General features: G+C 57.3%; 21 protein-coding genes and 3 pseudogenes. 13 read left to right on the top strand and 11 right to left on the bottom strand.

From position 1 onward, the window contains the following. Nucleotides 1–1192 precede the first annotated feature (1192 nt). The 3 genes from LMH93_RS09810 to LMH93_RS09800 all read left to right on the top strand — a co-directional run bounded on the left by LMH93_RS09810 (nt 1193) and on the right by LMH93_RS09800 (nt 4361). Nucleotides 1193–1888, top strand: a complete 696-nt coding sequence (locus tag LMH93_RS09810) for a 3-oxoacid CoA-transferase subunit A (RefSeq protein WP_003251128.1) — start codon at nt 1193–1195, stop codon at nt 1886–1888. 8 nt (nt 1889–1896) lie between these two features. After that, entirely contained in the window at nt 1897–2538 is a 642-nt protein-coding gene (locus tag LMH93_RS09805) for a 3-oxoacid CoA-transferase subunit B (RefSeq protein WP_003251131.1), read from the top strand. 368 nt (nt 2539–2906) lie between these two features. Continuing rightward, nucleotides 2907–4361 (top strand): TrkH family potassium uptake protein, encoded by a 1455-nt coding sequence (locus LMH93_RS09800; RefSeq protein ID WP_185279541.1) that lies wholly within the window; start codon nt 2907–2909, stop codon nt 4359–4361. A 92-nt stretch (nt 4362–4453) separates the two neighbouring features. Here the strand turns inward: LMH93_RS09800 and LMH93_RS09795 are convergent, their stop codons facing one another. Next, on the bottom strand, nt 4454–6427 hold the full coding sequence (locus LMH93_RS09795) for a BCCT family transporter (protein ID WP_185279542.1): 1974 nt from the start codon (nt 6425–6427) through the stop codon (nt 4454–4456). 303 nt (nt 6428–6730) lie between these two features. Here LMH93_RS09795 and nhaA point away from each other — a divergent pair, with 303 nt between their 5' ends. Beyond that, entirely contained in the window at nt 6731–8092 is a 1362-nt protein-coding gene (gene nhaA, locus LMH93_RS09790; RefSeq protein ID WP_064328531.1) for a Na+/H+ antiporter NhaA, read from the top strand. A 226-nt stretch (nt 8093–8318) separates the two neighbouring features. Further along, nucleotides 8319–9590: a chloride channel protein gene (locus LMH93_RS09785; protein WP_185279544.1), complete on the top strand. Its 1272-nt coding sequence runs from the start codon at nt 8319–8321 to the stop codon at nt 9588–9590. 101 nt (nt 9591–9691) lie between these two features. Here LMH93_RS09785 and LMH93_RS09780 read toward each other — a convergent pair whose 3' ends face one another. Both LMH93_RS09780 and LMH93_RS09775 read right to left on the bottom strand, forming a co-directional pair. Continuing rightward, on the bottom strand, nt 9692–10297 hold the full coding sequence (locus LMH93_RS09780; protein ID WP_230065102.1) for a TetR/AcrR family transcriptional regulator: 606 nt from the start codon (nt 10295–10297) through the stop codon (nt 9692–9694). Nucleotides 10298–10453: 156 nt separating this feature from the next. Further along, nucleotides 10454–11662 (bottom strand): MFS transporter, encoded by a 1209-nt coding sequence (locus tag LMH93_RS09775; RefSeq protein ID WP_230065101.1) that lies wholly within the window; start codon nt 11660–11662, stop codon nt 10454–10456. Nucleotides 11663–11932: 270 nt separating this feature from the next. On the opposite strand from LMH93_RS09775, the pseudogene LMH93_RS09770 reads away from it, so the two are divergent. The 3 genes and pseudogenes from LMH93_RS09770 to LMH93_RS09760 all read left to right on the top strand — a co-directional run. Next, nucleotides 11933–12043, top strand: a pseudogene (locus LMH93_RS09770) (transposase domain-containing protein); the annotation flags it as partial. Between the two features lie 431 nt (nt 12044–12474). After that, nucleotides 12475–13269, top strand: coding sequence for an OBAP family protein (locus tag LMH93_RS09765; RefSeq protein ID WP_230065100.1), 795 nt, complete (start codon nt 12475–12477; stop codon nt 13267–13269). Between the two features lie 730 nt (nt 13270–13999). Continuing rightward, nucleotides 14000–14326 carry a hypothetical protein gene (locus LMH93_RS09760; RefSeq protein ID WP_014756015.1) on the top strand — a complete coding sequence of 109 codons (327 nt, stop codon included), beginning with the start codon at nt 14000–14002 and terminating at the stop codon, nt 14324–14326. A gap of 170 nt (nt 14327–14496) precedes the next feature. On the opposite strand, the gene LMH93_RS09755 is transcribed toward LMH93_RS09760, so the two are convergent. After that, a complete protein-coding gene (locus LMH93_RS09755) occupies nt 14497–14769 on the bottom strand; it encodes a PepSY domain-containing protein (RefSeq protein WP_019750939.1) in 273 nt (90 codons plus the stop codon). A 306-nt stretch (nt 14770–15075) separates the two neighbouring features. On the opposite strand from LMH93_RS09755, the gene LMH93_RS09750 reads away from it, so the two are divergent. Beyond that, nucleotides 15076–15426, top strand: coding sequence for an NUDIX domain-containing protein (locus LMH93_RS09750; RefSeq protein ID WP_230065099.1), 351 nt, complete (start codon nt 15076–15078; stop codon nt 15424–15426). Here the strand turns inward: LMH93_RS09750 and LMH93_RS09745 are convergent. Then, a pseudogene (locus tag LMH93_RS09745) lies at nt 15346–15624 on the bottom strand (transposase domain-containing protein); the annotation flags it as partial. The gene LMH93_RS09750 and the pseudogene LMH93_RS09745 overlap by 81 nt on opposite strands. Before the next feature lie 189 nt (nt 15625–15813). On the opposite strand from LMH93_RS09745, the gene LMH93_RS09740 reads away from it, so the two are divergent. Together LMH93_RS09740 and LMH93_RS09735 are read left to right on the top strand one after the other, a co-directional pair. Further along, nucleotides 15814–16278, top strand: a complete 465-nt coding sequence (locus LMH93_RS09740; protein WP_019750937.1) for a hemerythrin domain-containing protein — start codon at nt 15814–15816, stop codon at nt 16276–16278. Nucleotides 16279–16509: 231 nt separating this feature from the next. Beyond that, entirely contained in the window at nt 16510–17496 is a 987-nt protein-coding gene (locus tag LMH93_RS09735) for a LysR family transcriptional regulator (RefSeq protein ID WP_178085881.1), read from the top strand. Between the two features lie 19 nt (nt 17497–17515). Here the strand turns inward: LMH93_RS09735 and LMH93_RS09730 are convergent, their stop codons facing one another. Further along, entirely contained in the window at nt 17516–17977 is a 462-nt protein-coding gene (locus tag LMH93_RS09730) for a RidA family protein (RefSeq protein WP_019750935.1), read from the bottom strand. Nucleotides 17978–18184: 207 nt separating this feature from the next. On the opposite strand from LMH93_RS09730, the gene LMH93_RS09725 reads away from it, so the two are divergent. Together LMH93_RS09725 and LMH93_RS09715 are read left to right on the top strand one after the other, a co-directional pair. Then, the gene (locus LMH93_RS09725) at nt 18185–18871 is read left to right on the top strand and encodes a hydrolase (protein WP_198747828.1); all 687 of its coding nucleotides are present in this window, start codon (nt 18185–18187) and stop codon (nt 18869–18871) included. 521 nt (nt 18872–19392) lie between these two features. Beyond that, nucleotides 19393–19630 (top strand): annotated as a pseudogene (locus LMH93_RS09715) (IS21 family transposase); the annotation flags it as partial. Here LMH93_RS09715 and gpmI read toward each other — a convergent pair. The 5 genes from gpmI to LMH93_RS09690 form a co-directional block, all read right to left on the bottom strand. After that, on the bottom strand, nt 19607–21136 hold the full coding sequence (gene gpmI / locus LMH93_RS09710) for a 2,3-bisphosphoglycerate-independent phosphoglycerate mutase (protein ID WP_230065098.1): 1530 nt from the start codon (nt 21134–21136) through the stop codon (nt 19607–19609). The pseudogene LMH93_RS09715 and the gene gpmI sit on opposite strands and share 24 nt — an antisense overlap. A 108-nt stretch (nt 21137–21244) precedes the next feature. Continuing rightward, the gene (gene eno, locus LMH93_RS09705) at nt 21245–22513 is read right to left on the bottom strand and encodes a phosphopyruvate hydratase (RefSeq protein WP_230065097.1); all 1269 of its coding nucleotides are present in this window, start codon (nt 22511–22513) and stop codon (nt 21245–21247) included. Further along, the gene (locus LMH93_RS09700) at nt 22506–22679 is read right to left on the bottom strand and encodes a hypothetical protein (protein ID WP_230065096.1); all 174 of its coding nucleotides are present in this window, start codon (nt 22677–22679) and stop codon (nt 22506–22508) included. Before LMH93_RS09700 ends, eno begins: the two co-directional genes overlap by 8 nt. Nucleotides 22680–22840: 161 nt before the next feature. Next, nucleotides 22841–24277, bottom strand: coding sequence for a pyruvate kinase (pyk, locus tag LMH93_RS09695; RefSeq protein WP_230065095.1), 1437 nt, complete (start codon nt 24275–24277; stop codon nt 22841–22843). Between the two features lie 140 nt (nt 24278–24417). Next, entirely contained in the window at nt 24418–25716 is a 1299-nt protein-coding gene (locus tag LMH93_RS09690) for an MFS transporter (RefSeq protein ID WP_230065094.1), read from the bottom strand. Nucleotides 25717–25783: the final 67 nt, after the last annotated feature.

Raw genomic sequence — 25783 nt, 5'->3', positions numbered from 1 at the left:
AGGGTCGGTGAAACGAAGCTCCAGCTCGGTATGACGCTGGACCTGCACGGTGGTCCAGGGGGTGTGCACACCGTTCTTGAGGTTTTCGCCATGGGTGAAGGTGGCGTCCTCGAAGCGCGAGCGGGACAACGCGGTACCGGGCTGTATGCCAGGGTCGAAGCGCGATTGCGCCATGAACAGGTAGTTGTCGCCCGACTCGGGGTAAATGTGCCCTGCCTCGCGCTGGATCAGGTCACCCAGCACATCGTTGGGCACCCGCCCACACAAACAACCTAGCACTTTGCTCTCGTGCATCAGGGGCTGGTAGAACATCAACGTGACTTCATCGTGGAAGCGCGAGGAAGACGGGCCGACCTGCAAGGTCAGCGGGTCGCTGTAGGGCCCGTGCAGAAACGGTGCTTTCAGCCCTTGCGCCAGGGCTGCCAAGTGCTCGATGCGTGGCGTGCCACGCTGGGGCCAGGTCGAAGCGATGACGATGCCGTGGGCATCGACGACAAACAGTTCGGAAAAGTCCTCAGCCTGGGCCAGCGTGTTGCGCAACATTGCGCTATCGACTTGAGCGAGCCCGGGCGCCACCTGCTCGGCCAGGTCGGCCAGGTGTTCCCACTGCTCGCGCACCCACTCATGCAGCAACTGCACGCGGGTCTGGGCGATGGCTTCGAACGTTTGCTCGACCTGCGGGTAACTGGCCCGATTAAGGCGGCACGCCCAGCCCATGCTGAATTTGCCGGTTTTGCCAAACCACGGCAGCCAACCCTTTTCACTCGACGATAACTGCATCGAACCACTGGAAAGCGACATTATCTTCACCATACGCGACATCGAATGGCAATCTGATAGCAAGTCGCACGCCAACGGCGGGAGGCGTGATTAATCGGCCATCCCGCGGAGTGGATGCACTTCATCAGTGCAAGGTGCCGGCAAGCCAACCCCGGAGCGCACCAGACAGGGGCAAAAATGAGGGGTTTAAGCATTCAACTGAAATGAGACAAATAGCCTCCAGAACTGCTCGCAGATCGCACAACAGTTCGATAATCGCACAAATTCAGCCAAACCCTCTCTACTGTTGCCCTATCTTGCGGCACGCTATAGCGAAAGTCAGCAAGCCATTTCAAGTGCTGACAGGCCCCATCGCTTCACGCGCTCCGGCCAGCCCGACAACCACAACTCCAGGAACAACCAGGAGCTCGCCTTGATCAATAAAACGTACGAGTCCATCGCCAGCGCGGTGGAAGGGATCACCGACGGTTCGACCATCATGGTCGGTGGCTTCGGCACGGCTGGCATGCCGTCCGAGCTGATCGATGGCCTCATTGCCACCGGTGCCCGCGACCTGACCATCATCAGCAACAACGCCGGCAACGGCGAGATCGGCCTGGCCGCCCTGCTCATGGCAGGCAGCGTGCGCAAGGTGATCTGCTCGTTCCCGCGCCAGTCCGACTCCTACGTGTTCGACGAACTGTACCGCGCCGGCAAGATCGAACTGGAAGTGGTCCCGCAGGGCAACCTGGCCGAGCGTATCCGCGCCGCAGGCTCCGGCATTGGTGCGTTCTTCTCACCGACCGGCTACGGCACCCTGTTGGCCGAGGGCAAGGAAACCCGTGAGATCGACGGCCGCATGTACGTGCTGGAAATGCCGCTGCACGCCGACTTCGCACTGATCAAGGCGCACAAGGGTGACCGTTGGGGCAACCTGACCTACCGCAAGGCCGCCCGCAACTTCGGCCCGATCATGGCCATGGCTGCCAAGACCGCCATCGCCCAGGTCGACCAAGTCGTCGAACTTGGTGAACTGGACCCGGAACACATCATCACCCCGGGTATCTTCGTCCAGCGCGTGGTCGCCGTCACCGGTGCTGCCGCTTCTTCGATTGCCAAAGCTGTCTGAGGCCTGCCATGACCATCACCAAAAAGCTCTCCCGCACCGAGATGGCCCAACGCGTGGCCGCAGACATCCAGGAAGGCGCGTATGTAAACCTGGGTATCGGCGCACCGACCCTGGTGGCCAACTACCTGGGCGACAAGGAAGTGTTCCTGCACAGCGAGAACGGCCTGCTGGGCATGGGCCCAAGCCCTGCGCCGGGCGAGGAAGACGATGACCTGATCAACGCCGGCAAGCAGCACGTCACCCTGCTGACCGGTGGTGCCTTCTTCCACCATGCCGATTCGTTCTCGATGATGCGTGGTGGCCACCTGGACATCGCTGTACTGGGCGCCTTCCAGGTGTCGGTCAAGGGCGACCTGGCCAACTGGCACACGGGCGCCGAAGGCTCGATCCCGGCCGTAGGCGGTGCAATGGACCTGGCCACCGGCGCCCGCCAGGTGTTCGTGATGATGGACCACCTGACCAAGACCGGCGAAAGCAAGCTGGTGCCCGAGTGCACCTACCCGCTGACCGGTATCGCTTGCGTCAGCCGCATCTACACCGACCTGGCCGTACTAGAAGTGACACCTGAAGGGCTGAAAGTGGTCGAGATCTGCGCGGACATCGATTTTGACGAGCTGCAGAAGCTCAGTGGCGTACCGCTGATCAAGTAATCCAGAAAGCCAGCGGGGCTTTCCATGCCCGCTGCGGCACTCTCAACAGTGCCGCACAAGCGCTGCACGGCAGCCCCGGCAATTCGTGTATCCACGCTGAAATCCGGGGGCTGCTCCGCAGCCCTTTCGCGACACAAGGCTTGCGCTGTTTTCGCCAACCCGCGAAGGGGGTACGCGGCGTTGAGGCCTCTCTTCCAACCGTTTGGGAGCTGACAGACGGGAACACGCGTAGAGATCAGCCCAATGAGCCATCGAGCGAGAGCCAGACAGCGGCGTGCAAAATCCCCGGCCGCGACTTTACGCCTTTTTTACTCGACATTACCGTAAAGCAAGCAATACTGCCGGCACTGTCCCAACGAGCTCCCTCAATGCCGCTGCCTGCATTGCGTTTCATTGCCTTCATTATTGGCGTATTCCTGATCACATTGGCCGTCAGCATGGTGATTCCGATGCTGACGTTGCTGTGGTACGACCGCAGCGACGACCTCGGCGCATTCGTCTGGTCGAGCCTGATCGTTCTGTGCGTCGGCCTGCTTCCGGTAGCCCGGGGCGTCCCCGACATACCGCAACTGCGGACCAGGGACATGTATTTCCTCACGACGGCAAGCTGGGTCATCGTGTGTGCATTTGCGGCGCTGCCGATGGTGTTAATTCGCGACATCAGTTACACGGACGCGTTCTTCGAAACCATGTCGGGAATTACCACCACCGGCTCGACCGTGCTGACAGGCCTGGACAGTGCATCACCGGGGCTACTGATATGGCGTTCCCTGCTGCACTGGCTGGGAGGCATTGGATTTATCGGCATGGCCGTGGCGATCCTGCCACTGCTGCGCGTGGGCGGCATGCGCCTGTTCCAGACCGAGTCTTCGGATTGGTCTGACAAAGTGACGCCACGTTCGCATGTGGCTGCCAAGATGATACTGCTGGTCTACCTGGCCCTGACAGCATTGGGAACAGGGGCGTTGTGGGCTGCCGGCATGACCCCGTTCGAAGCCATCAATCATTCGATGTCGCTGATTTCAACCGGTGGTTACTCGACCTCGGATGCCTCGCTGGCTCATTGGCCACAGCCTGCGGTGCATTGGGTAGCTGTGGTCATCATGATACTCGGCAGCCTGCCCTTCACACTCTATGTCGCCACGCTGCGTGGCCATCGACGCATCCTGCTCACGGACCATCAAGTTCGCGGTTTCATTGGTTTTCTCGTCTTCGTCTGGCTCACCGTCGGAACCTGGCTCTGCCTGCACAGCGACCTGGCTTGGTGGGATGCGTTTCGTATCGTTGCGGTCAATGTGACCTCGGTGGTGACCACCACAGGCGTTGCCTTGGGTGATTACACGCTCTGGGGCAGCTTCGCCATCATGCTGTTCTTTTACCTGACGTTCGTCGGCGGGTGCTCGGGCTCCACCGCCGGCGGTTTGAAAATATTCCGTTTCCAGGTGGCCGCTGCCTTGCTTGTCAGCAGCCTGAAGCAGTTGATCCATCCACGGGCAACGATCTCGAAGAAATACAATGGGCACCCCATCGATGAAGAGATCGTACGGTCACTGCTGACGTTCTCCTTCTTCTTCTCCGTCACCATCGCAGTCATCGCCCTTGGCCTCTCTCTGATAGGGCTCGACTGGATGACGGCATTGAGCGGGGCGGCCACCGCGGTGTGCAACGTCGGCCCAGGCCTGGGGACGATTATCGGGCCTGCAGGTAATTTCGCCTCGTTGCCGGACGCAGCGAAATGGTTACTGACGGTTGGCATGCTGCTTGGACGTCTCGAAATCCTCACCGTACTGGTACTGGTCTCGCCAGTCTTCTGGCGATTCTAGGCCTGGGGTCATACAACCAATCAGCCAGAAGACCTCTGGACGGTAGGTAATCCGCCCTGCCCTGACTACGCCAGGGCAGGACCGAATCCACTTCAGCCCACCACGTGCAAGTAATGCAGGTGGCGTTCGTACTGATCCAGGATGTCGCCAATCACATCGTCACGGCTCCACCCCATTATGTCGTAGTCCTGGCCCCCTTCTCGCAGATGCACTTCCGCGCGGAAATACTTGCGGGCATCGGCACCGTCTTCGGTGTCCCGCATGACGAAGCTTGGCGTATTGAAGGCCCGTGGCCGCACCTCGTAGAGGAAACGTCCTTCACCGGCATGGGAGAGCTCCAGAGATACCCGCCCATCATCGCGCTCATTCACGCTCACCTCGTAGCCTTGCTTGCGCAGCTCCTGGGCGACCTCTTCACAGGCCGGCCTCACCACCTCGGCGATAAAGCGCGTGACATGAACCCGGCGAGGCATCAATGCAATATTGCGCAGCCTCCTCTGCCAGCCGCCGTGTGGGTGGCGGGTATGGCGTGGGCCCGGCAAGGCTTGATTGCGCAACCCGCGGCGAGTCGCATCAAGACTCAGCGCCTTGAACAAGCCCCAAATCGCAACCAGCAGGATGACCGCGAACGGCAAAGCGCTCGCAATGGTCGCGGTCTGCAGCGCCTTCAGACCGTTCGCCAGCAGCAACGCGATCGCGACTGCGCCTATGCAGACTGACCAGAAGATACGTTGCCACAGGGGTGAATGACCTTGTCCGGAAGAGGCGAGCATATCCACGACCAGCGCACCAGAGTCCGCCGAGGTCACAAAGAACACGACCACCATCAGCACCGCGACCAGCGAAATGATGCTGGAGAACGGAAAATGCTCCAGGAAAGCAAACAACGCGAGGGAACTGTCCTCACTGACCACAGCAGCCAGATCCTTCACGCCATCGTTGAGGATCATATGGATTGCCGAGTCGCCGAACACGGTCATCCACAGCAAGGTGAAACCCGCAGGCACGAACAGTACGCCGCAGACGAACTCCCGGATGGTCCGCCCTCGCGAAATACGTGCGATGAACAAACCCACGAAGGGCGACCAGGACAACCACCAGCCCCAGTACAGCAAGGTCCAACCGCCGATCCAGTCGGTGGGCTCGTAAGCGTAGAGATTGAAGGTTTTATTGACGATGTCCGAAAGGTAGGCGCCGGTATTCTGTACATAGGTCTGGAGCAGGAACACCGTAGGCCCAAGCAGCAGCACGAACAGCATCAGGATCACCGCCAGACTCAGGTTGAGTTCGGACAGGATGCGAATACCTTTATCCAGGCCGCTAGCCACCGAAAGCGTCGCCAATGCGCAGGTGGCGGTGATGAGGATGACTTGCACGGTGGTGTTTACCGGCAAACCGAACACATGATGAAACCCGCTGTTGATCTGCAATACCCCATAACCCAGCGAGGTGGCCACACCAAACACCGTGCCGAGGATGGCGAAGACATCCACGGCATGCCCTATAGGGCCATAGATTCGCTCACCGATCAGCGGATAGAGTGCCGAACGCAAGGTTAACGGAAGGCCATTGCGGAAGCTGAAGTAGGCCAGGATCAGCGCGACGATGGCATAGATCGCCCAAGCATGCAGGCCCCAGTGGAAAAAGGTGATTTTCATGGCTTCGCGCGCCGCGGCGACGGTGCCGGGATCGCCCACGGGTGGCGTGGTGAAATGCATGACCGGTTCGGCCACGCCGAAGAACATGAGGCCAATCCCCATTCCTGCCGAGAACAGCATGGCGAACCAACTGCTCTTTCGGTAATCCGGCTCACTGTGGTCAGGGCCTAGCTTGATGTCGCCATAGCGGCTGACGGCCAGAAACACCACGCTGATCAATACCAACGCTACAACAAGAATGTAGAACCAGCTGGCATTGGTGATGATCCATCGCTGGACTTGCTCGAACAGCGTTTGGGCATGCTCCTGAAATGCCGTGGCGTACAAGACCAACAGAAAAACAAGTATCGCACTGGTGTAGAAGACAGGTGGATTGAGGGTGCTCCTGGGTTTGGGGGCTGCAGTCATAGCGGCAGTTCTCCTTGCAAAGCGATGAGCACAGCGTGCCTGGGCACGACGACATTTACCAAGGCTAGCAGCTGGATAAACTCCCGTCCGCCAAGCTCGGCGTGCTCAAAAACAACCACAAACCCTACCGTCTGCAGGAAAAAATCTCAAACCGATGCCCTATTGGAGTGAATGGTTTGGCGCTTGTTGTTCATCTGAGAGTGGTTATTCGGTAGACTACCGGACGGGTGCCAGCTGCACGGTGCAGTGGGGCAGGTTAAAGAACAGCGCAGGTCGGGCCGCCATGCGGGAGTACCTGTGCCTATGCATAAAGTAGAATTACCTCGCGCCCAGAAACTGGCTGAGCGTGCCTTCGCCAACCTTGAACGCTTTTTGCACATTGAAGCGGTCAGCGGCATCGTTCTGTTGATTGCCGCAGTCGCTGCATTGATTTGGGCGAATTCCCCGGCTGCCGACAGTTATGAAGCCCTTTGGCATACGCCGTTGACGTTCGGCGTAGGCTCGCATGTCTATTCGCAGTCTCTGCATTTCTGGATCAATGATGGCTTGATGACCATCTTTTTCCTGGTCGTGGGCATGGAGATCCGCCGCGAAATCCACGAGGGTGCACTGTCCAGCCTGCGCCAAGCCACACTCCCCATGGCAGCCGCTGTCGGCGGCGTAGCGGTACCCGCACTCCTCTACCTGAGTTTTGGTCACGCGTCGGCAGACCAGCAAGGCTGGGCCGTGCCAACGGCGACGGATATCGCCTTTGCGGTGGGCGTATTGGCACTGCTCGGCAAGTCGATCCCGTCCAACGTACGTGTGTTCCTCCTCGCCCTGGCAATCATCGATGACATCATCGCAGTCCTGATCATCGCGTTCTTCTACTCAGGCGGCCTTGATTACACCGGTTTCGGCGTTGCACTGATCGGCCTGCTAATGGTGATCGGGCTTCAAAAGATCGGTGTGGGTTCAGCCTACGCCTACGTCCTTCCCGGTGCGATCGTCTGGCTGGGCATCTTGTTGACCGGCGCCCACCCGACCCTCGCAGGCGTCGTGCTGGGCCTGATGACACCTGTCACCGCAATGCCGATGCGTGAGCGCCCACTGGATGCCATTACCCGCTTCACCGGCGAATTGCTGGGGCGCGCCAAGGCGCCTGAGCAAGATGCCAGCGACCTCATGGACCCGTTGAAACGACTGCGCCTGGCCCAGCGCGAACTGCTGCCGCCGGTTGTGCGCATGCAAGGCACCCTGCACCCCTGGGTAGCCTTCGGCATCATGCCGGTGTTTGCCTTGGCCAACGCCGGGGTCAGTCTTTCGGGTGTCGACCTGTCCGCAGAAGGCCCCCAGTGGGTCATGATCGCCGTCGCTGTCGCCCTGGTAGCAGGAAAGCCGTTGGGCATCGTCAGCGTCAGCTGGCTGATGGTCCGCCTGGGCTGGTGCGTGCTTCCCGCCGAGGTCAACTGGCGTAGCATCATCCTGGTCGGGCTGCTGGCCGGTATCGGTTTCACCATGTCGATCTTCATCGCCAACCTCGCTTTCGTCGACCCTGGCTCACTTGGGGCAGCGAAACTCGGCGTGCTATCCGCGTCGTTGATCGCGGCCGTGCTGGGGTTGACCTGGGGGGTGTGGAGCCTGCGTAGCGCAGCGTCTGCTACCAAAGCAGGTTCGCCCACCTAGCTACATCCGGACTGGCGATCCCTTGCAGTTGGGCAAGCGGATCGCCACTCCCGACGCGGCTACAACCTGTGTCGGGTAGGCCTGTGCGGGAAAACACGCCATACTCTCGGTTTTCCAAGTCAGCCATGCGTGGACAATGTCCGACCCTACCCGACCTGCTCCTTCACTCCCCCGCCGTTCACGCTGGCGAGAATGGCGTCAGCGACTGGCGTTCTGGATCGGGGCATTGCTGGTGGGGCTCGTTGCGCTGGCATTCGCCTGGCTAGCCGACGCGGCGTTCGCTTCGTTCAAGCGCTTGCTGGAATGGGCACCCTGGTCACCTCTTCTCATCACTCCGCTGGGTTTCACGGCCCTGGCTTATCTGACGCAACGATGGTTTGAAAATGCCAAGGGTAGCGGCATTCCCCAAGTCATCGCCGCCCTGGAAATGCCCTCTCGCCGGCTGCGCGCCCGATTACTCTCGCTCCCCGTGGCGGCAGCACGCATGAGCCTGACGCTGGGCGCCCTGCTGGTCGGCGGTTCGGTTGGCCGGGAAGGCCCGACCGTCCACATCGGCGCCGCAGTGCTCTATTCCTTTGGCCGACGCTTAGGCCTGCACGGCCGGCGCACCATCGCTGGCCTGGTGCTCGCCGGAGGCGCTGCGGGTATTGCGGCAGCCTTCAATACACCGTTAGCGGGGGTAGTCTTTGCCATTGAGGAATTGAGCCGCACGTTCGAGCAACGTTTCAGTGGCTTGGTGCTCACTGCGGTGCTGATCGGCGGGGTCGTGACGCTGGGGCTGATGGGGCATTACGCCTACTTTGGAGAGATCAGCGGTCGGATGCCGGTGGGCTGGGGCTGGAGCGTCGTTCCTGCCTGTGCAGTGCTGGGCGGGCTGCTGGGTGGTTTTTACGCCAAGCTTGTGCTGCCCACCGACAAGGGCATACTCGGCCAGGTCTGTACGTTACGCGGACGCTATCCAGTGCGCTTTGCTGCCATCTGTGGGTTGCTGCTGGCCACCTTGGGGCTCGTCTCTGGGAATCATGTATTCGGCACCGGGTATGAAGAAACACGTGCGTTGCTGGAGGGGCAGCCGATCACGGACACAAGCTTTCTGCTGTGGAAGTTTCTGGCCAACGTCGCGTCCTATCTCTCCGGGATTCCAGGCGGGCTCTTTTCGCCTTCACTGAGCATCGGCGCCGCCTTTGCGCCGCTGTTGAGCTTACTGCCCGATATTGACCCTCAGGCAGGCGCACTTCTCGGCATGGGCGCATACCTGGCCGGTGTGACACGCTCGCCACTGACCGCCTCGGTCATCGTGCTTGAACTGACACACAGCCCGGACCTGGCCATTCCCATGTTGGCCGCGACACTGATGGCGGCGGCGATCTCTGGATGGGTGTCTCCAGTCTCGCTTTACCATGCCTTGGCCAAACAGATTACCGACAAGCTTCATGCTGCCGCGTCTTCTTCCACAGAACCCGCCGCTCGCCAACCGAGCGCTACCGAAAAACCTTGAGCAGCACCAAGCCTGCCCTGCCAGACGTTAACGGGTAGTCAGGTAGCGGAACTGCCCTGAGGGGTACGGGGCTCCCAACAGGGCGGAACTGTCGCGCGCATTCACGCCTCCGTAGAGTCTGTTGGCCGCTTTAGCACCCCGAGCAACAGCAGGTCGAACGCCTTGCCGGCCTGCGCCAAGCGAGCATTGCCGTCGTCCGCCTCCGCGATCCACACAGCCGCTTCAGCCAAGCTGCCGTAGATCAACGCAGCCAGCGCTTGAGCGTGCGCGTTGACGAAAACGCCCTGTAGTACCAGGTTGTCGATCAACTGGCGCAGCGACTCTATGCAATACCGCTGGGCCTCAGGCGAGCCGCCCCCCAACACCGCTCTGGCGTCGCGCAGCACGATGCGCTGGATATCGGGCTCCAGCGCCATCTCCAGGTAGGCGTGGCAGCGTTGGCGGAAGCCGTCCAAAGCGTTATCGGCGGTTTCGGTAATAGCACGCAGGCGCTCGTCCATTTCAGCGTCGAGCTGCTCAACGACGGCTGCCAGCAACCCCTTCTTGTCGCCAAAGTGGTGGTACAACGCCCCCCGCGTCAAGCCCGCCCGAGCGGTCAGATCATCCATCGAGGCGTGCGCAAACCCCTGCTCGCTGAACATCTGGCGGGCGGTGGCCAGTAACAGGGCTCGGGTTTCTTGCATTGCGGCGCGGGTGCGGCGAACCATCCAGCTATTCCTTGTGTTCTGGCGGCATGGGGTAGGCGTATACGAGTATTCATAGCGCTTGCACGCATTGTCTTGGGCGCGAGGCGCACTGACAAGCCTGTCGTATCGTCGCGCGGTGACCGAGCCACCAAGCCTGGCGGCCAGCCCTGAAGCCGATCAAAGCGAATACGACGCCTGTCGGGCTCGGGCGCGCATGCGCTGGTAGCCCCAAAGCGCGACCAACAACACTGCGGCCCCGCCGGCCAAGGCAACGTTGAATCCGGCCTGGGCACCCCACATATCGACCACCTGCCCAGACGCTGCGGCACCGCCGGCAACTCCAACGTTGAGACCGGCGAGCAACCAGGTCATCCCTTCAGTCAGCTTGCTTTCGGGAACGATGCGCTCTACCAGCGACATCGCCACGATCATGGTCGGGGCGAAGAACAGGCCCGCAACCAGCACGGCAATGGCCAGCCCGATGATGTTTCCCACCACCAGCAGCGGCAAGGTTGTCGCCGCCGTCGCCAACCCACCCAGCAGTAGCAGCTTGTGTAGCGGGGTATCGAGTTTCAGGACACCGAACACCAGCCCCGCGACACAGGAGCCGACGGCATAACAGGACAGCACCACACTGGCCGCAGCCGGCATGTCCATCTGCTCGGCGAATGCCACGCTGACGATGTCGACCGTACCGACGATCAAGCCCATAGCGACCATCAGCAAGGTCAGCAGGCGTACGTCGGCCAGCCTGAACACCGACACGCTGTCTTGCCCGGTGGCGGCATCGGCCTCTACTGGCGGCTCGGTGCCGACCTGCACCGCCAAGGCGAACACGCCGATGGCCAGGAACACGGCAGCAGCCAATGTACCGGCCTGCGGAAGTACCACCACGCTCAGCCCCACCGAAATCGGCGGGCCAGCAATGAAAGTGACTTCGTCAAGAACGGTTTCCAGCGAGTAGGCTGTCTTCAGTTGCGCCTTGCCGCGGTAAATCGCGGTCCAGCGCGCGCGCACCATCGCCGACATGCTGGGCATGAAGCCGGCGAGCGCGGCCCCGACGAATAGGGTCCAGTCCGCCAGCCGCCAATAGCTGCAAGCCAACAGCAGAAGGATGCCCAGCACACTGAGCCCGGCGGCGGCCGGCAATAAGCGGCCCTGGCCATGGCGGTCGACCAGGCGCGAGAGCTGCGGCGACATCAGTGCATAGGTCAGCACGAAGGTGGCCGCCACCGCACCGGCCAGGCCGTAACTGCCGGTGATCTGAGACAACATGGTGATGATCCCGATACCGGTCATCGGCAACGGCAGCCGGGCCAGCAGGCCGGCCAAGGCGAAGCCCTTGGCGCCTCTGGCCTGGAACAGCTCGCGGTAGGTACTGAACACGCTCGACTCTCCTTATCGAAACGCCCTTGGGCAGTCACGCTCAAGGTAAAATACATGCAGCTCGTATGATTAAAACCTTATTATCATACGAACTGAATGTAAATACTCGACGGGGAACGTCCTTATTCAGCCGCCCTGCCCCGTGACGCCTTGCGTGGCGCGAGCACTCGTTCGCCGTTAAGCGAGAGTTGAAAGGTATGAGCGATGAGGCCCGCAGGCCAGTCGCCACGAACGTCACTGCAGTCAGCGCACAATTGAGAGCTTGCTTGAACCACCGAAGCCAACGGCCAAGAACCCTATGCATGGCTTCGCCACGTACTGGAGGACTTGCCGCATGCCGCGAAGATTGAGGATTACGAATCGCTATTGCCGTGGAAGTGAAAGTCGGGGAAGCCACGGTAAACCAAGCCCTGACCTTGCGGCAGGAGGGGAGCGTGCATCGTTTAAGAATCGCAAAAAGCCCTGAATAATCAGGGCTTTCCTCACGCCTCTGTACCATTGGGACGGCGCGCTCCGCTTGCCATTTGACCACAAGATTCAATGACGTGAACCGTCGCATAGCTCTGTCGCAGATCACGCGCATAGGCTGGCCCAGCGTTGGAGAACCCTGCATGACATTGGAGGGACTTTTCTTTCACCCCATTTTCACGACACCTAGGCAACACTCGTCCTATCCCCCCGTGTGATAGAAGTTCCCATTAGCCCGACTAGCAGCGGGCTTTCTTTTGCCTAGAATTCGGCCGTTTGTCTTCTGAGTTGTCCGTTCAACAGGCCCAGGCTGTCCCTTGAGGACACTAGCTAGAGCCACTCTCATGTCACAACTCATCAAATTCGTAGCCCTTCCCCTGGCCTGTAGTCTTCTTTGGGCTTGCTCTGCTCCTGAGACGAAGTCGCCTGTGGAGACGCCTGGCAGGCCCGAATCCGCAAAGACTCAGTTGCTGGAAGCCGGCGCCGCGACCTTGCAGGCCAAGCCGCCCATTGAGGCCATCAACGCCTACCTGGATGGCTTCCACTTTTACAACGGACATCCTGATGTGCAGATGGAAGCGCATCACTACTGCTCCATCCTGAATGAGGATGTCATCCAGTGCCTCGTCTTCGACGGTAATACCAAGGAAGCGAAGATCATGGGTGTCGAGTACATCATCGACGAAAAGCTGTTTGCTGGTCTGCCGACCAACGAGAAGGCGATGTGGCACAGCCACGGGTATGAAGTCTCGTCCGGTCAGTTGGTTGCACCAGGCATACCCGCGACTGCTGAACATGCGCTGATGGAGCGGCTTGCCCACACCTACGGGAAGACATGGCACACGTGGCACACCGACCAGGATAAAGCTCTTCCTGTGGGCGTTCCGCAGTTGATGATGGGGTTCACAATGGATGGCCAGGCTGACCCGGCGATGGTCGAGCAGCGCAATCGCCGTCTGAGGGTAGATGCGGCAAAAATCAAAGCTCAGCGGGCTGACATTCAAATCCCTGCGGCTGATCCCAAGGCGGATGCTTGGCAACACGGCAACGTTATTCAGATCACCGATCCAACGGGTGCTCATCTGCATCGGCCCGCCACGTCGACCTCTGAGAAGGCGAACAGCCGTTCCAGCCAATAGCACGTGGGACTGTTGCATGTAGTTATGCCCCTGACGTACCCCTCTTGGGACGGCTGTCGTAAACCGCACCCTGGCAAAGCCAGGCTACAGCCCTCTCGGGCTTACATCCTCACGCGCTGGCCCATCCTTGGGCCGGCGCGCTCCGCTTGCCTTATCCAAATTATCCCGGCGCATCCCACAACTTGGATTCCCGACTGCCCTTGTCAGTAGTTGCCATCATCCAGCAGCGGGCTGGGCAAGCTAGCCTCATGTCAAAGTGAACGTTCAGCACACCGCGCCACTCCATTTACCGCACCGTGTTTCACGAACAGCACGGCAACGGAAGGGTACTCATCAACATCCATGGAGAGGAAAGCTGTGAGCGTCACGCTGAGATGTCTCAAATGCGGTGGGCAAGACCTTGTGACACCAGTAAAGTTGAACAAAAAGGCCATCCTCACGTGCCGAAGGTGTGGCGCAATTGCCAATTATGGCGATCTGATGCAGGCAGAAGGCAGACGGCTCATCGCCGACATCCGGCAGCGTCTGCCCCTGTTGGAAGTAAATTAGCCGCGCTCAGATCGCCACACCTACCTATACCATCGCAACGATCTTTATCACACGATACGTTGCGTTTTACGATCTTTCGCGCCCCCGGTCAGCTAGCACGAAAGTAAGGGGAGCATCCCACACTCTCCCGGCATCCGAAGAAAACACAGGCTCTCTGTGTGAACACACGAGGTGCGAGATCATGGCTAACGATCAAGACAAGGCTGGTCAGCAAGGCGGCACCGCTCAAAACAACCCTGGCAGTTTTGCCAATGATGCACAACGGGCGTCTGAAGCCAGCCAGAAAGGTGATCAAATGTCCGGAGGGAGACCTGAGAATCAGCAAACTGGGCATGGCAGCGGCAGTAACCTTCAGGAAGATGATCCTCAGCGTGCCGGTGGTGCAACCCAACGGGGTGGCCAAGGAGGCCATTCCACCGGCATTAAATCTGATCGGAAGGAAAGTATGGACGATGAGTCGCAAGCGATTCAGGACGAAGACAGCGGAATGACGGAAGACAACCGCTAAGCAAATAGCCAGGGATAGGGATACCCCTGGCTTCCCCAATATCTTCGAAGCCACCATTCAAGGAATGACGGAATGACCGGCTAAGGAAACAGTACAGTTTTCCAAATTGATAGGCGAAAAAAAGCCCGCACACAAAGCGCGGGCCGATCAGAGAGCAACAACCGCCCTGATTAGTTATCCAGCTCGTCCTTGATGATCTTGCCGTCGTGCGGATCGACCTGGAACTCATACTGCTTGCCGTCAGCTTTCATTCCTTCCCCCTCCCAATGACCATCATCGGCCTCGATCTTGGTGATCTGCGTGTAGCCGGCGCCTTTTAAGGTAGCTTCGGCCTGATCCTTGGTTACTTTCCAATCTGCTCCAGGCTGATCCGCCCATGCTGCAGTGCTTGCCATTGCGGCGACTACGGCGAAGCCAGTGAACAGTCGAGTCATCGCTTTCATCGTTAACATCCTTTTTCGTGACAGTTACCGTTCCGACCCTCACGCTGATCTCGCCGTTCAGTTTGAGTGCGGATCGACACCGAAACTGAGGTCTCTTCATGGAGCTCCGGCAGACCTCGTAACAGCAAGGCAGCGACTGTGGTTTCAGCATGGTTGAAATTCCACCCAAGGTTCCGACGGATGGAAGCGGTTGGAATCATGCTGAGAGGATGGTGCAACGACCCGACAGGCCATTTACCGAGCGGAGTGAACTTCCAGATGTAGGTGATGTAGGTATGGCCTTCCGTTCATACCGGAGGATCCGCCATGAGCCAATCGAAAGAACTGCACTCCACTGTCATTTGCCTGCAAGCCGACAAAGTCTTGCTGGTGCGCAAAGAAGCTTCCGAGTGGTCTTTGCCAGGCGGAAAAATCGATCCTGGAGAGACCCAGCTAGAAGCAGCCCGTCGAGAGCTCTGTGAAGAAACCGGCATGCGACTGACGGATGCTCAGTTCCTCGGACACAGCGTACTCCAATCGGAAGAGCACTGGCTCTATCGCATGAACGTGCCAACGTCAGTACAGCCGCCCCCCTCACCGCTGAAGCCGGCAGCCGCAAGCGCACTGGGTGTGCTCTGGCTCGTGACGAATGACGGTACGTGGGAATTGCGGCGGTAACGGCGCACGCTTGGGCTTTTGACGGTTTTCGTCCCGCGTTGGGGCAGGACGAAGTGCGTTTAGCTCAGCCTCAATGGCTTCAAGGTCAGTATTGAGCAGGTCATCCAGCAAGTTGCCTTGCGCTGGGCTGATTTGCTCACTCCGCTTGGCGAACTTGTGGCGCTTGAGGATGGCAATCTCGTGAGAGAGCTGCTCGATGCGCCTGACTGTTTTTCACTGGCGCACTTGCGACACAGCTCATCTTCCTTGAGGGGCGCAATCTTGAGGGGCGCAATGGTCGCTACACCGCTCGAAGGTGTCAGCCATCGAGAGAGTTGAACCCTGCCGCTTGGCTGCGACTCAACCACAAGCAAACTTCGTAAACCCCATCCGTGATGAGGTAACGCCATGAACGCTATCGACTTACTGATTCAAGACCACAAGCTGGTGAAGAAGCTGCTCGAGGAACTGTCGGCCACAACAGAACGAGCCGTGAAAAAACGGGCCGAGCTACTGCAAAAAATCGAGCAAGAATTACAGATCCACACAGCGCTTGAGGAGGACATCCTATATCCGGCTATTAAAGAAGCCGGCGGCAAGGAAGAGGCGAAAATGTACTACGAGGCCAAGGAAGAGCATCGCACTGTCGACGCCCTCGTCATCCCTGACCTCCTGCACACTGAAACCGGCTCCGTTGAGTTTGCCGGTCGGGTTAAAGTCATGAAAGAGCTGCTGGAACACCACATCGAGGAAGAAGAAGGCGAACTCTTCCCGACGGCCAAAAAGCTTCTTGGCAAGGACGTGCTGGAACAGCTTGGGCAAACCATGGAAGCCCAGAAAAAGATACTCAAGGGCGAGCAGCGGGCCGCTTGAAAAGGCCATTCCCTGCCAGTGCGACGGCTGGCAGGGATCCGCTTCAGATGTCGAACAAGCAGTCGGGTGAGGCTTCATGAATCGTGGGATCGAGTTACTCGAGCTATCCCCGCGTGTTAGTGCTTGCCCGCCTAGCAGCCAGCATTCTTCTGCCCATGAACCGGGCACGCCTTCTAACCCCACCTTGGTTGGCCAAGCTCCTTCTCGTATCATCAGCCCTCCCCACCTGGAATGATTGTCGTGAAGCCGTCACCTGGAAGTGCCCAGTCCATCCCTGCGAATGCCAACGGCCCGAAGTGGGATGTCGGCGAAGCTGTCAGCCAACTTTCCTGGGACGACTTGCGGATCATTAAAACGCTAAGTGACTGTAGCAACCGCTCCGCCACGGCCAAGAAGCTCGGCATCAATGTGTCCACCGTCTCGCGCCGGGTCGCGCAAGTTGAGAAGACGCTTGGGGTCGCGCTTTTCGATCATCGCAAGGCGGGGTATCTGCTGACCGCCGAAGGCGTCGAGCTGCGTGCACTGGCCGAGCGCGTTGAGCTGGACATCGTCAGTGTCACCCGCAGGGTGTCCCGCGCCGGCCAAGGCCCTCTGGGAAAGCTGCGAATCACTACCAGCGACTCGCTGCTGCTGTACTTTCTCACGCCGATCATCGCGGACTTCAAAGCCCTCAATGAGGGGATTACCATTGAGGTGTTGGTCGGCAACCAGACGTTGAGTTTGGCGAGGGACGAGTCGGATATTGCGGTGCGCGCGACCAAAAAACCGACGGACACCCTCGTGGGCCGCAAGCTCGCCAACATCGCGTGGGCGGCATATGGCAGCGTCAAGCAGGCGGCGATTACCGATCCCTTCGCTGAGGGTCAGGCATGGGTATCCTACTCGGGAGGCCTGTGCGGTTTGAAGGCAACGAGCTACGTCGAATGTCGAGTGCCCTCGGAGCATATTGCTTACCGCACTGATTCCGTGGCGGCAGCAAGTGCCGCTATTGCGGCGGGCCTCGGTTTTGGTTTCCTCCCCTGCATGCTGGGCGACATCACCCCAGGTTTGGTTCGAGCCGGCCCAGTGGTGCAGGAGCTTCAGGATGAGTTATGGCTGCTCACCCACCAGGACATAAGAAAGTCTTGGCGGGTAAAAGCATTCATGACGTTCTGCGCGGCTGCCGTGGCGGACCTTAAACCTCTGGTCGAAGGTCAGCAGGCCATCCCTGCTTCCTAGTTGAAATCGGAGGCGCCGTTTATTTGACTTGGGCGCCGATCACAGCACGACACACGATCTCGATCAGCTGGGGGCGCTGTGCAAGCCGCGATACACCGATGATATTACTGGCCGCCTGCGGTCGCTCGGTGCCATAGGCCGCCTTGCGCACCTTGCCGACTACGGCAAAGGCTGCGTCCATGTCCAACACATACAGCGTCTCCTCAACGACATCCTGCATCGTAGCGCCATACAAGGCCAACAGCTTGGCGATGTTGTCGTAGGAAACCCGCATCTGTTCGCCCATTGACGAGAAATCGCTCGGACGACCGTCAGCATCCAGTGGCGCCGGCGCTACCAGGTTGCCCTCTTCGTCATGGTTGAACTGCCCCGAGATGAAGATCTCGTTGCCAACTCGCCGCGCTTGCGGATAGCCGTAGCCCTCTTCCCATGAAACGCCCCAGTAGGCGGTGTCGTCGTTGAAAGGTCGTGAAGCAGCCACTGGATTCTCCTTGGCGAAAAATGGATCGAGGTGATCCGACTGGCCGAGATCCTAGCACCGGATTGAACGTCATCCATGGTGCATTAATACGCCCACAAGAGCGCAAATGTGCGCCACTATTTCGCTGAGTGTTTCGCTATCTTGTGCTGGCACTCGGCGACATCCCGCCGAAAAACTCTCGCCACCGTTCAGCAAAAGGGAAGAACAATGAGCAAGCCACACACTGAAGTCCTGACCCCGCTCAACAGCCAACTGATCTTCATCGATCAGCAACCGCAAATGGCTTTTGGCGTGCAGAGCATTGACCGGCAGACGCTGAAGAACAACACCGTGGGCCTGGCCAAAGCAGCCAAGATCTTTAATGTTCCCACCATCTTCACCACAGTCGAAACCGAGAGCTTCTCCGGGCATACCTACCCCGAGCTGCTCGCGGTCTTCCCTGACGCTCCGCTGCTCGAGCGCACGTCCATGAACTCCTGGGACGACCAGAAGGTACGTGACGCGCTGAAGAAGAATGGTCGAAACAAGATCATCGTTTCGGGCCTGTGGACTGAGGTCTGCAACACCACCTTCGCGCTGTCCGCCATGCACGATGCAGGCTATGAGATCTATATGGTTGCCGACGCTTCCGGGGGCACGACCAAGGAGGCTCACGACTACGCCATGCAGCGCATGATCCAGGCGGGCGTGGTACCAGTTACCTGGCAGCAGGTGCTACTGGAGTGGCAGCGCGACTGGAAAAACCGCGACACCTACGATGCAGTCATGGAACTGGTCAAAGAGCATTCGGGTGCCTACGGCATGGGCGTCGACTACGCCTACACCATGGTGCACAAAGCGCCAGAGCGCGTTCAGCACGGCCCAACCCTGGCCCCCGTGCCCGCATCGGTCTGATGCCCGATCAGCCCCAAAGTTGGTTCCTGATCAACAAGCGGGGCTGGATCGAGCTGATCCGGGCTACCAATCGTTACGGAGTGTTCTGAAGCGCCAGACGAGGCTTCAGCGAATCGTGCTGCCCGGATCAAGCCATGTTCATGTTATAGCCACCGTCGGGATTCAGTCGACTGGGCGGCTCAAATCCTGGCAGGTCACAACGGCCAAGCAGATGATGTTGGATCATCTGGATACCGGCATATCGGTCACCGCGCTTGCTGCAGCATGCGGGCTGTCGCGCAGCCTTTTTCGCCTTTGGCATGGCAGGAACGGACCAAATGATGCTGCCCCCAAGCACTTTTCATAGCATCGAAGCGTTGAATGCCTGGCTTGCCCAGCGCTATCGGCGTTATGGCACTAGGTGATCCATCTGCAGTACAACGGTCTCAGCGTCGCAGAAGTCCTGGACTGGGGTCAGCAGTCGGCGCCATCCCTCTCGGATCGTCATGATTGCCGATGATGGTGTGATTGCCAGCCAGGGACCCATCGCAGGCCTGAATGCTGTCCTCGCAGCGGTAAAGCCAGTTTTGGCGTCTGGCAGCCTGAGCGCTGAACCCATCCCGAATGTCATGGTCCGTCTGACAGGCCGTGAAGCACCATCCTCAGTCGAAACCCGCCTGCAACTGAACGTACCCTGTTGCCGATACTGCGCACTATGACCAGTTGCGTAGCACGGATGAGCAGATAAAGGATGCATTATTGACTAATGGACTTCAATAACGAAACACCCGTCATCTCTTTGGGCTGCGGAAGATCTAGGATATCCAGAATGGTTGGAGCAATATCACACAGCCGACCATTACTAAGACCAAATTTACTCCCACCGGAAATGTAGATAAGAGGAACGGGATTAAGAGTATGGGCAGTGTGAACTTGTCCGGCCTCTGGATCCCACATCTGTTCAACGTTGCCGTGATCTGCAGTTATCAGACAATTGCCACCCGATACAAGCACTGCGTCTACAACACGCCGCAGGCATTGATCGACGGCCTCCACAGCTTTTACAGCAGCTTCAAAAACACCACTATGACCAACCATGTCCCCATTTGCAAAATTACATACAATCAAGTCATGATTGGCACTTAAAATTTCTGCGACTAAATTATCCGTCAACTCAAAGGCACTCATCGCGGGCTGAAGATCGTAGGACTCCACCAGCGGAGATTTAACAAGAATCCTTTTCTCCAATGAGAATGGCTCTTCCTGCCCCCCATTAAAGAAAAACGTAACGTGGGCATACTTTTCTGTTTCGGCAATTCTAAGTTGAGACCTTCCCAGCCGGGCCATGTACTCCCCCAGACTGTTCCTGATAGGTTCTGGCGGAAAAGCACACAATACATCCAACTCTTCTGCGTAGCGCGTCATAGTGAGCATCTGCTCTTTGCCTATGACAATAGGCCTCTTAAATTCAGAAAAATTAGAATCAGTGAGCGCTTTGCAAATTTGACGAGATCGATCAGGCCTGAAGTTCAACAGTATGACTGCATCGCTTTCACTGATGATAACAGGGCTACCAACCGATGTTGCCTGGACAAACTCATCGCTTTCGTCACGCGCATAGGCCTCTTGAAGAGCCTCCTGCGCAGTTTCATAGTGAAACTTGCTTTGCCCTTGAACAATTAACCTGTAGGCCGCCTCTACCCGACTCCAGCGGTTATCGCGATCCATCGCATAGTAACGCCCTACTAACGACGCAATTCTACCTCCGCCATTGTTGGCCAATTCAAGCTCAAGGGCAGATATAGATTCCGAAGCGCTTTTGGGTGGGGTATCTCGCCCATCAAGGAACGCATGAACATAGCATTGTTCGATACCATTCGCCGCAACCAAACTGGCTGCTGCAACAAAATGATCCAAGTGACTATGAACACCGCCAGGTGACAATAAGCCAAGCAGATGAACTGAACCACCTCGTTGCCTTGTACGTTTCACAACCTCTAGAAAAGCATCGTTCTCATAGAATGAGCCATCTTCGATACTTTTGTTGATCCGCGAAAAATTTTGATAAACGATCCGGCCCGCTCCGAGGTTCATATGACCGACCTCGGAATTTCCCATTTGGCCATCAGGAAGCCCAACAGCCATACCGGACGTCGCAATCTCACTGTGAGGGTAATTTTCGAAAAGGTAGTCCAGGGTCGGAGTGTTGGCAGCAGCTACTGCATTGGCTTCCTGCTGAGACCTCAGTCCAATTCCATCCAAAACAACTAGAGTGCAGGTTGTCATGTGAGAACCTCTGAATAATATTCCTGGCGCGCACGGCTCATACATCTACTTAGAGCTAAACCGTGCGCGCAATGGGCAGTCGGCATCTACGAGGGTCGCCCCAGCACCTTAGGACGCCTGGCCTTCAAGAGCCTCTTCAATACGAAGCAAGCGGTTGTACTTCCCAACACGATCTGAACGACACAGCGAGCCGGTTTTGATCTGCCCGGCGTTAGTCGCTACGGCCAAATCGGCAATCGTTGTATCCTCCGTTTCCCCGGATCGATGGGAAATCACAGCAGCATAACCTGCCTCTTGCGCCATACGTATGGCATCAAACGTCTCACTTAGAGTTCCGATTTGATTAAGTTTAATCAAAATGGAATTGGCAACTCCTTGTTCAATACCCCTGCGCAGAATTTTTGGATTAGTGACGAAAAGGTCATCCCCCACCAGTTGAACCTTCTGGCCCAGCTGAGCGGTTAAGTATGCCCACCCATCCCAATCACTCTCATCCAGACCATCTTCGATAGAAGCAATCGGATATTTGCTACAGAGATCAGCCAGATAGCCAACAAACTGCTCGGAAGTCAGAGACCTCCCCTCACCTGCCAACTTATATTTACCCTCGTTGTAAAACTCGGAAGCCGCGCAATCTAATGCTAACGTTACGTCTCGCCCTAACTCGTAGCCTGCGCGACTAACAGCTTCAGCAATAACAACGAGCGCTTCTTCATTCGAGGCCAAGGAGGGGGCGAAGTCACCCTCATCACCAACAGAGGTACTTAGGCCACGCTCTGAAAGCACGGCCTTCAAGGTATGAAATATTTCAGCGCCAATTCGCAAACCCTCTCTAAAATTCGGAGCTGAAACTGGCTGAATCATAAACTCTTGGATATCGATATTATTATCCGCATGCTCACCACCGTTGAGGATATTCATCATCGGCACAGGCATAGAGTAAGTGGGGTTCGCACTGAATAGTTTCGCAAGGTGTTCGTACAATGGAATACCTTGGGATGCTGCGGCAGCTTTAGCAGTGGCCAAAGAAACAGCGAGAATTGCGTTAGCACCAAGAATAGATTTCGAGTCCGTACCATCAAGAGAGATCATTGCTTGATCAACTACTCGCTGATCCAGTGCGTCCAGGCCTAGAATGCGCTCGTGGATCGCAACATTCACATTTTCGACGGCACGCATTACGCCTTTTCCTTTGTAACGCCATGAGCCATCACGCAATTCAAGGGCTTCACGGGAGCCGGTGGAAGCGCCTGACGGTACGCTTGCCTCACCTGTTACTCCACAACCTAAAGTAACCACAGCCTCTACGGTAGGGTTGCCTCGAGAGTCCAAGATCTCGCGAGCGAAGACCTTCTTGATGCGAGTAAACTCACTCATCACTACTTACCTCCAATTGCGATGCACATCCAGCATATTGATAATTAGCGTCCAGCAACTCTTGTTGTTCGGCAAACTCAGCTCGAATATCAAAATCGCGTGGCCAGTCATCAGGCTTCAAATTTTGATCCAAACCAGACTCAAAAATTTTCTGTTGAACAACCATTTGGAAACTCCCTGACAATAGCGAACACACCCCGGAGCTACACCTAGGTGAGTACCGATTGCGTGGCGCCGCCGCATATAGCCGACAAGGATTAGAGGCAGATCCTTATAAGCATCAAAGCTGATGCATCCGCCTTTAGAATTATTTCAATTAACTGTGAGTTATACTTGGAGAATTTTCATGCCGTTCGTACCACCCACCACATTGTAACTGTCACCCTTAGTGAGAATGATCCAGTCTCCAGGCTGTACCAAATCACGCTTCAGCAATTCGCCGATGGCGGCTTCGCTTACTGTCTCAGAGGGCAGTGCGGTAGGATCAAACGCTATCGGATAAACACCACGGAACAGCGAGGAACGAGCCTGGGTAGCGCGATGAGGCGAAAGCGCATAGATCGGCACATGAGAACGAAGCCGAGACATAATCAAGGGCGTGAAGCCACTCTCGGTGAGCGAGATGATTGCCTTAACACCAGGAAAGTGGTTTGCGGTGTAGAGCGCGGCCAGCGCAATGCTTTCGTCACAACGCCCAAAGGTCGTATGCAATCGATGACTAGACTTTACATTGGTTGGATGCTTTTCAGCCCCGCTGCAAATACGAGCCATGGCACGTACTGCCTCAACAGGGTATGTCCCGGCAGCGCTTTCAGCGGACAGCATTACGGCGTCAGTATTGTCGAGTACCGCATTGGCCACATCTGACACTTCAGCGCGGGTAGGCATCGGACTGGAGATCATCGACTCCATCATCTGGGTCGCAACGATCACCGCTTTGTTGTTGCGCCGGGCATGCAGAATAATCTTCTTTTGGATAGCGATTAGCTCCGCATCTCCAATCTCCACACCAAGATCTCCCCGAGCGACCATGACCGCATCGCTAGCGGCGATCAGCTCATCGAGCGTCTGATCATCGGCAACAGCCTCGGCTCGTTCGATTTTCGACACCAGCCAGGCTGTCCCTCCTGACTCATCACGCAGCTTGCGGGCGTACTCCATGTCCTTGGCATCCCGAGGGAATGAAACGGCCAAGTAGTCGAGATCCATTTGGGCAGCGAGTTTGATATCAGCTTTGTCTTTTTCGGTAAGGGCAGGAGCAGTGAGCCCGCCCCCCTTGCGGTTGATCCCCTTGTGATCTGACAGAGGCCCGCCCACAGTGACGATGCAATTCAAGGCTTCTGGCGTAGTCGACTCAACACGCATAACCACTCGCCCATCATCAAGCAGAAGCTCGTCGCCGACACCACAATCCTTCACCAGGTCGGGGTAATCAATTCCCACAACCTGCTCATTGCCTGATGTGAGGGGATGACTCGTGGAGAACGAGAAGGTATCGCCAACCTTCAACTCGATCCGTTTGTTAGTGAACTTCGCAATACGGATTTTAGGGCCCTGCAAATCGCCCAACAAAGCCACATGCTTACCGTGTTTGGCAGCGATCTCACGAATCAAGCGAGCGCGAGCAATGTGCTCACTCGGAGTGCCATGAGAAAAATTCAAACGCGCTACATCTAGCCCGGCCAAGATCAGCTCTTCAATGACTTGCGGCGAATTACTAGCAGGGCCTAGAGTTGCAACAATTTTGGTTCTACGGATGGTCATACCGATACCTTCCAGGGACGAGGATTCTCTCATCTCACTGAGTAAGTTCGAAAAGTTATTGCTGGCTGAGCACTCAGCAATACAAGGTGGGATTTACAGCCGAGACTGCGTACCCCCGGGAAGGCACGCAGATGCCAGGGTCACTCGTCGACGATGTCCACGTCTTTTGTCTCTGCAGACAGGTAGACACAGAGTCCAGAGAACGCCGCGAGAGCTATCGTGAGCATCGAGATCGCGTAAGGCGTACCGTAATGGCTGAGGAGGAATGCCCCTACAATTGGAGCAGTGCCACCGCCTACGATTCCACCAACGTTAGTAGACATCGCGAAACCTGTGAAGCGAGCGCTAGGCCCGAAAGCTTCGCCAGTGAACGATGGCACTGCACCGTATACCAAGCCATATCCAGTCATGAACATGCAGGATCCAGCGACCATCGGCCAGAACTCACCGGTGGAAAAGAGGTGCCAGAAAGGAAAGGCTGCAAGTGCAGTCACGACAAAACCAATCAGCATCATGGTACGGCGGCCAATACGATCTGCCAGCGCCCCTGCAAAGGGTACGACTACCAGGTGAGTACAGATTGCAACCATTGCGACTGACAACACGAAGGCATTGGACAGGCCTAGCTCTCGCTGGCCATAGCTCAGGGCAAATACAGTGAAGAGGTAGAAGGTCGAGAAGTGGCAGATGTTAGCGCCTGCAACCAGCATCAGTTGCTTAGGATAGCGAGTGAACAAGCGGAGCGCTGGAGATTGCGAATCGCCAGGGGTTGCAGCCCTCTTCTCAGCAGTTTTTTCAAACACTGGAGACTCAGGGACTTTGGAGCGGACAAACACCCCTACTATCAGCAGCGCAAGGCTGGCGATGAAAGGAATACGCCATCCCCACGCGGTGAAATCCTCTTTAGAAAGCAAGGCACTCACGATCAAAAGCATGCCAGCGGATGCGATGAAACCAAAGACTGGGCCGATGTTATTGATCGCCGCATAGAATCCCCTCCTTCTTCTTGGGGCATGCTCTAAGAGCATCAGCACAGCGCCACTGTACTCACCCGCAAAAGCGAAGCCTTGGATGAAGCGGAGCACGCAGAGCATGATAGGTGCCCAAATGCCAATGCTGGCATAGGTAGGCAAAAGACCAATACCTACAGTGCTCAAGCCCATAATGATGAGCGTGAGATACAGCAGCTTTTTACGGCCAATCCTGTCCCCGAAATGACCAAGTACAAGCGACCCTAGTGGACGCGCCACGAAAGAAATTGCGAATGACGCAAGAGAGGCCAGCCGGGAAACTGTCTCATCAGTCCCTGGGAAAAACAGAGGCCCAAAAATAAGGGCAGCAGCAGTGCCGTAGAGGTAGAGATCGTAGGTTTCTAATGCTGTTCCGAACAGGCTTCCGGCCACAACATTTTTCATGGATTTTTTCTCGTCATGATCCATGTGATCGAGGTCACTTTCGACAGGGCTCGATATAGAGGTATGCATGGTTTCACCTTTTGTTATTGTA

This window comes from Pseudomonas sp. CIP-10, assembly GCF_020911845.1.
Classification (GTDB): Bacteria; Pseudomonadota; Gammaproteobacteria; order Pseudomonadales; family Pseudomonadaceae; genus Aquipseudomonas; species Aquipseudomonas alloputida.
Note: the sequence above shows the minus strand (reverse complement) of the source record. Positions and strands in the feature narration are given on the sequence as shown.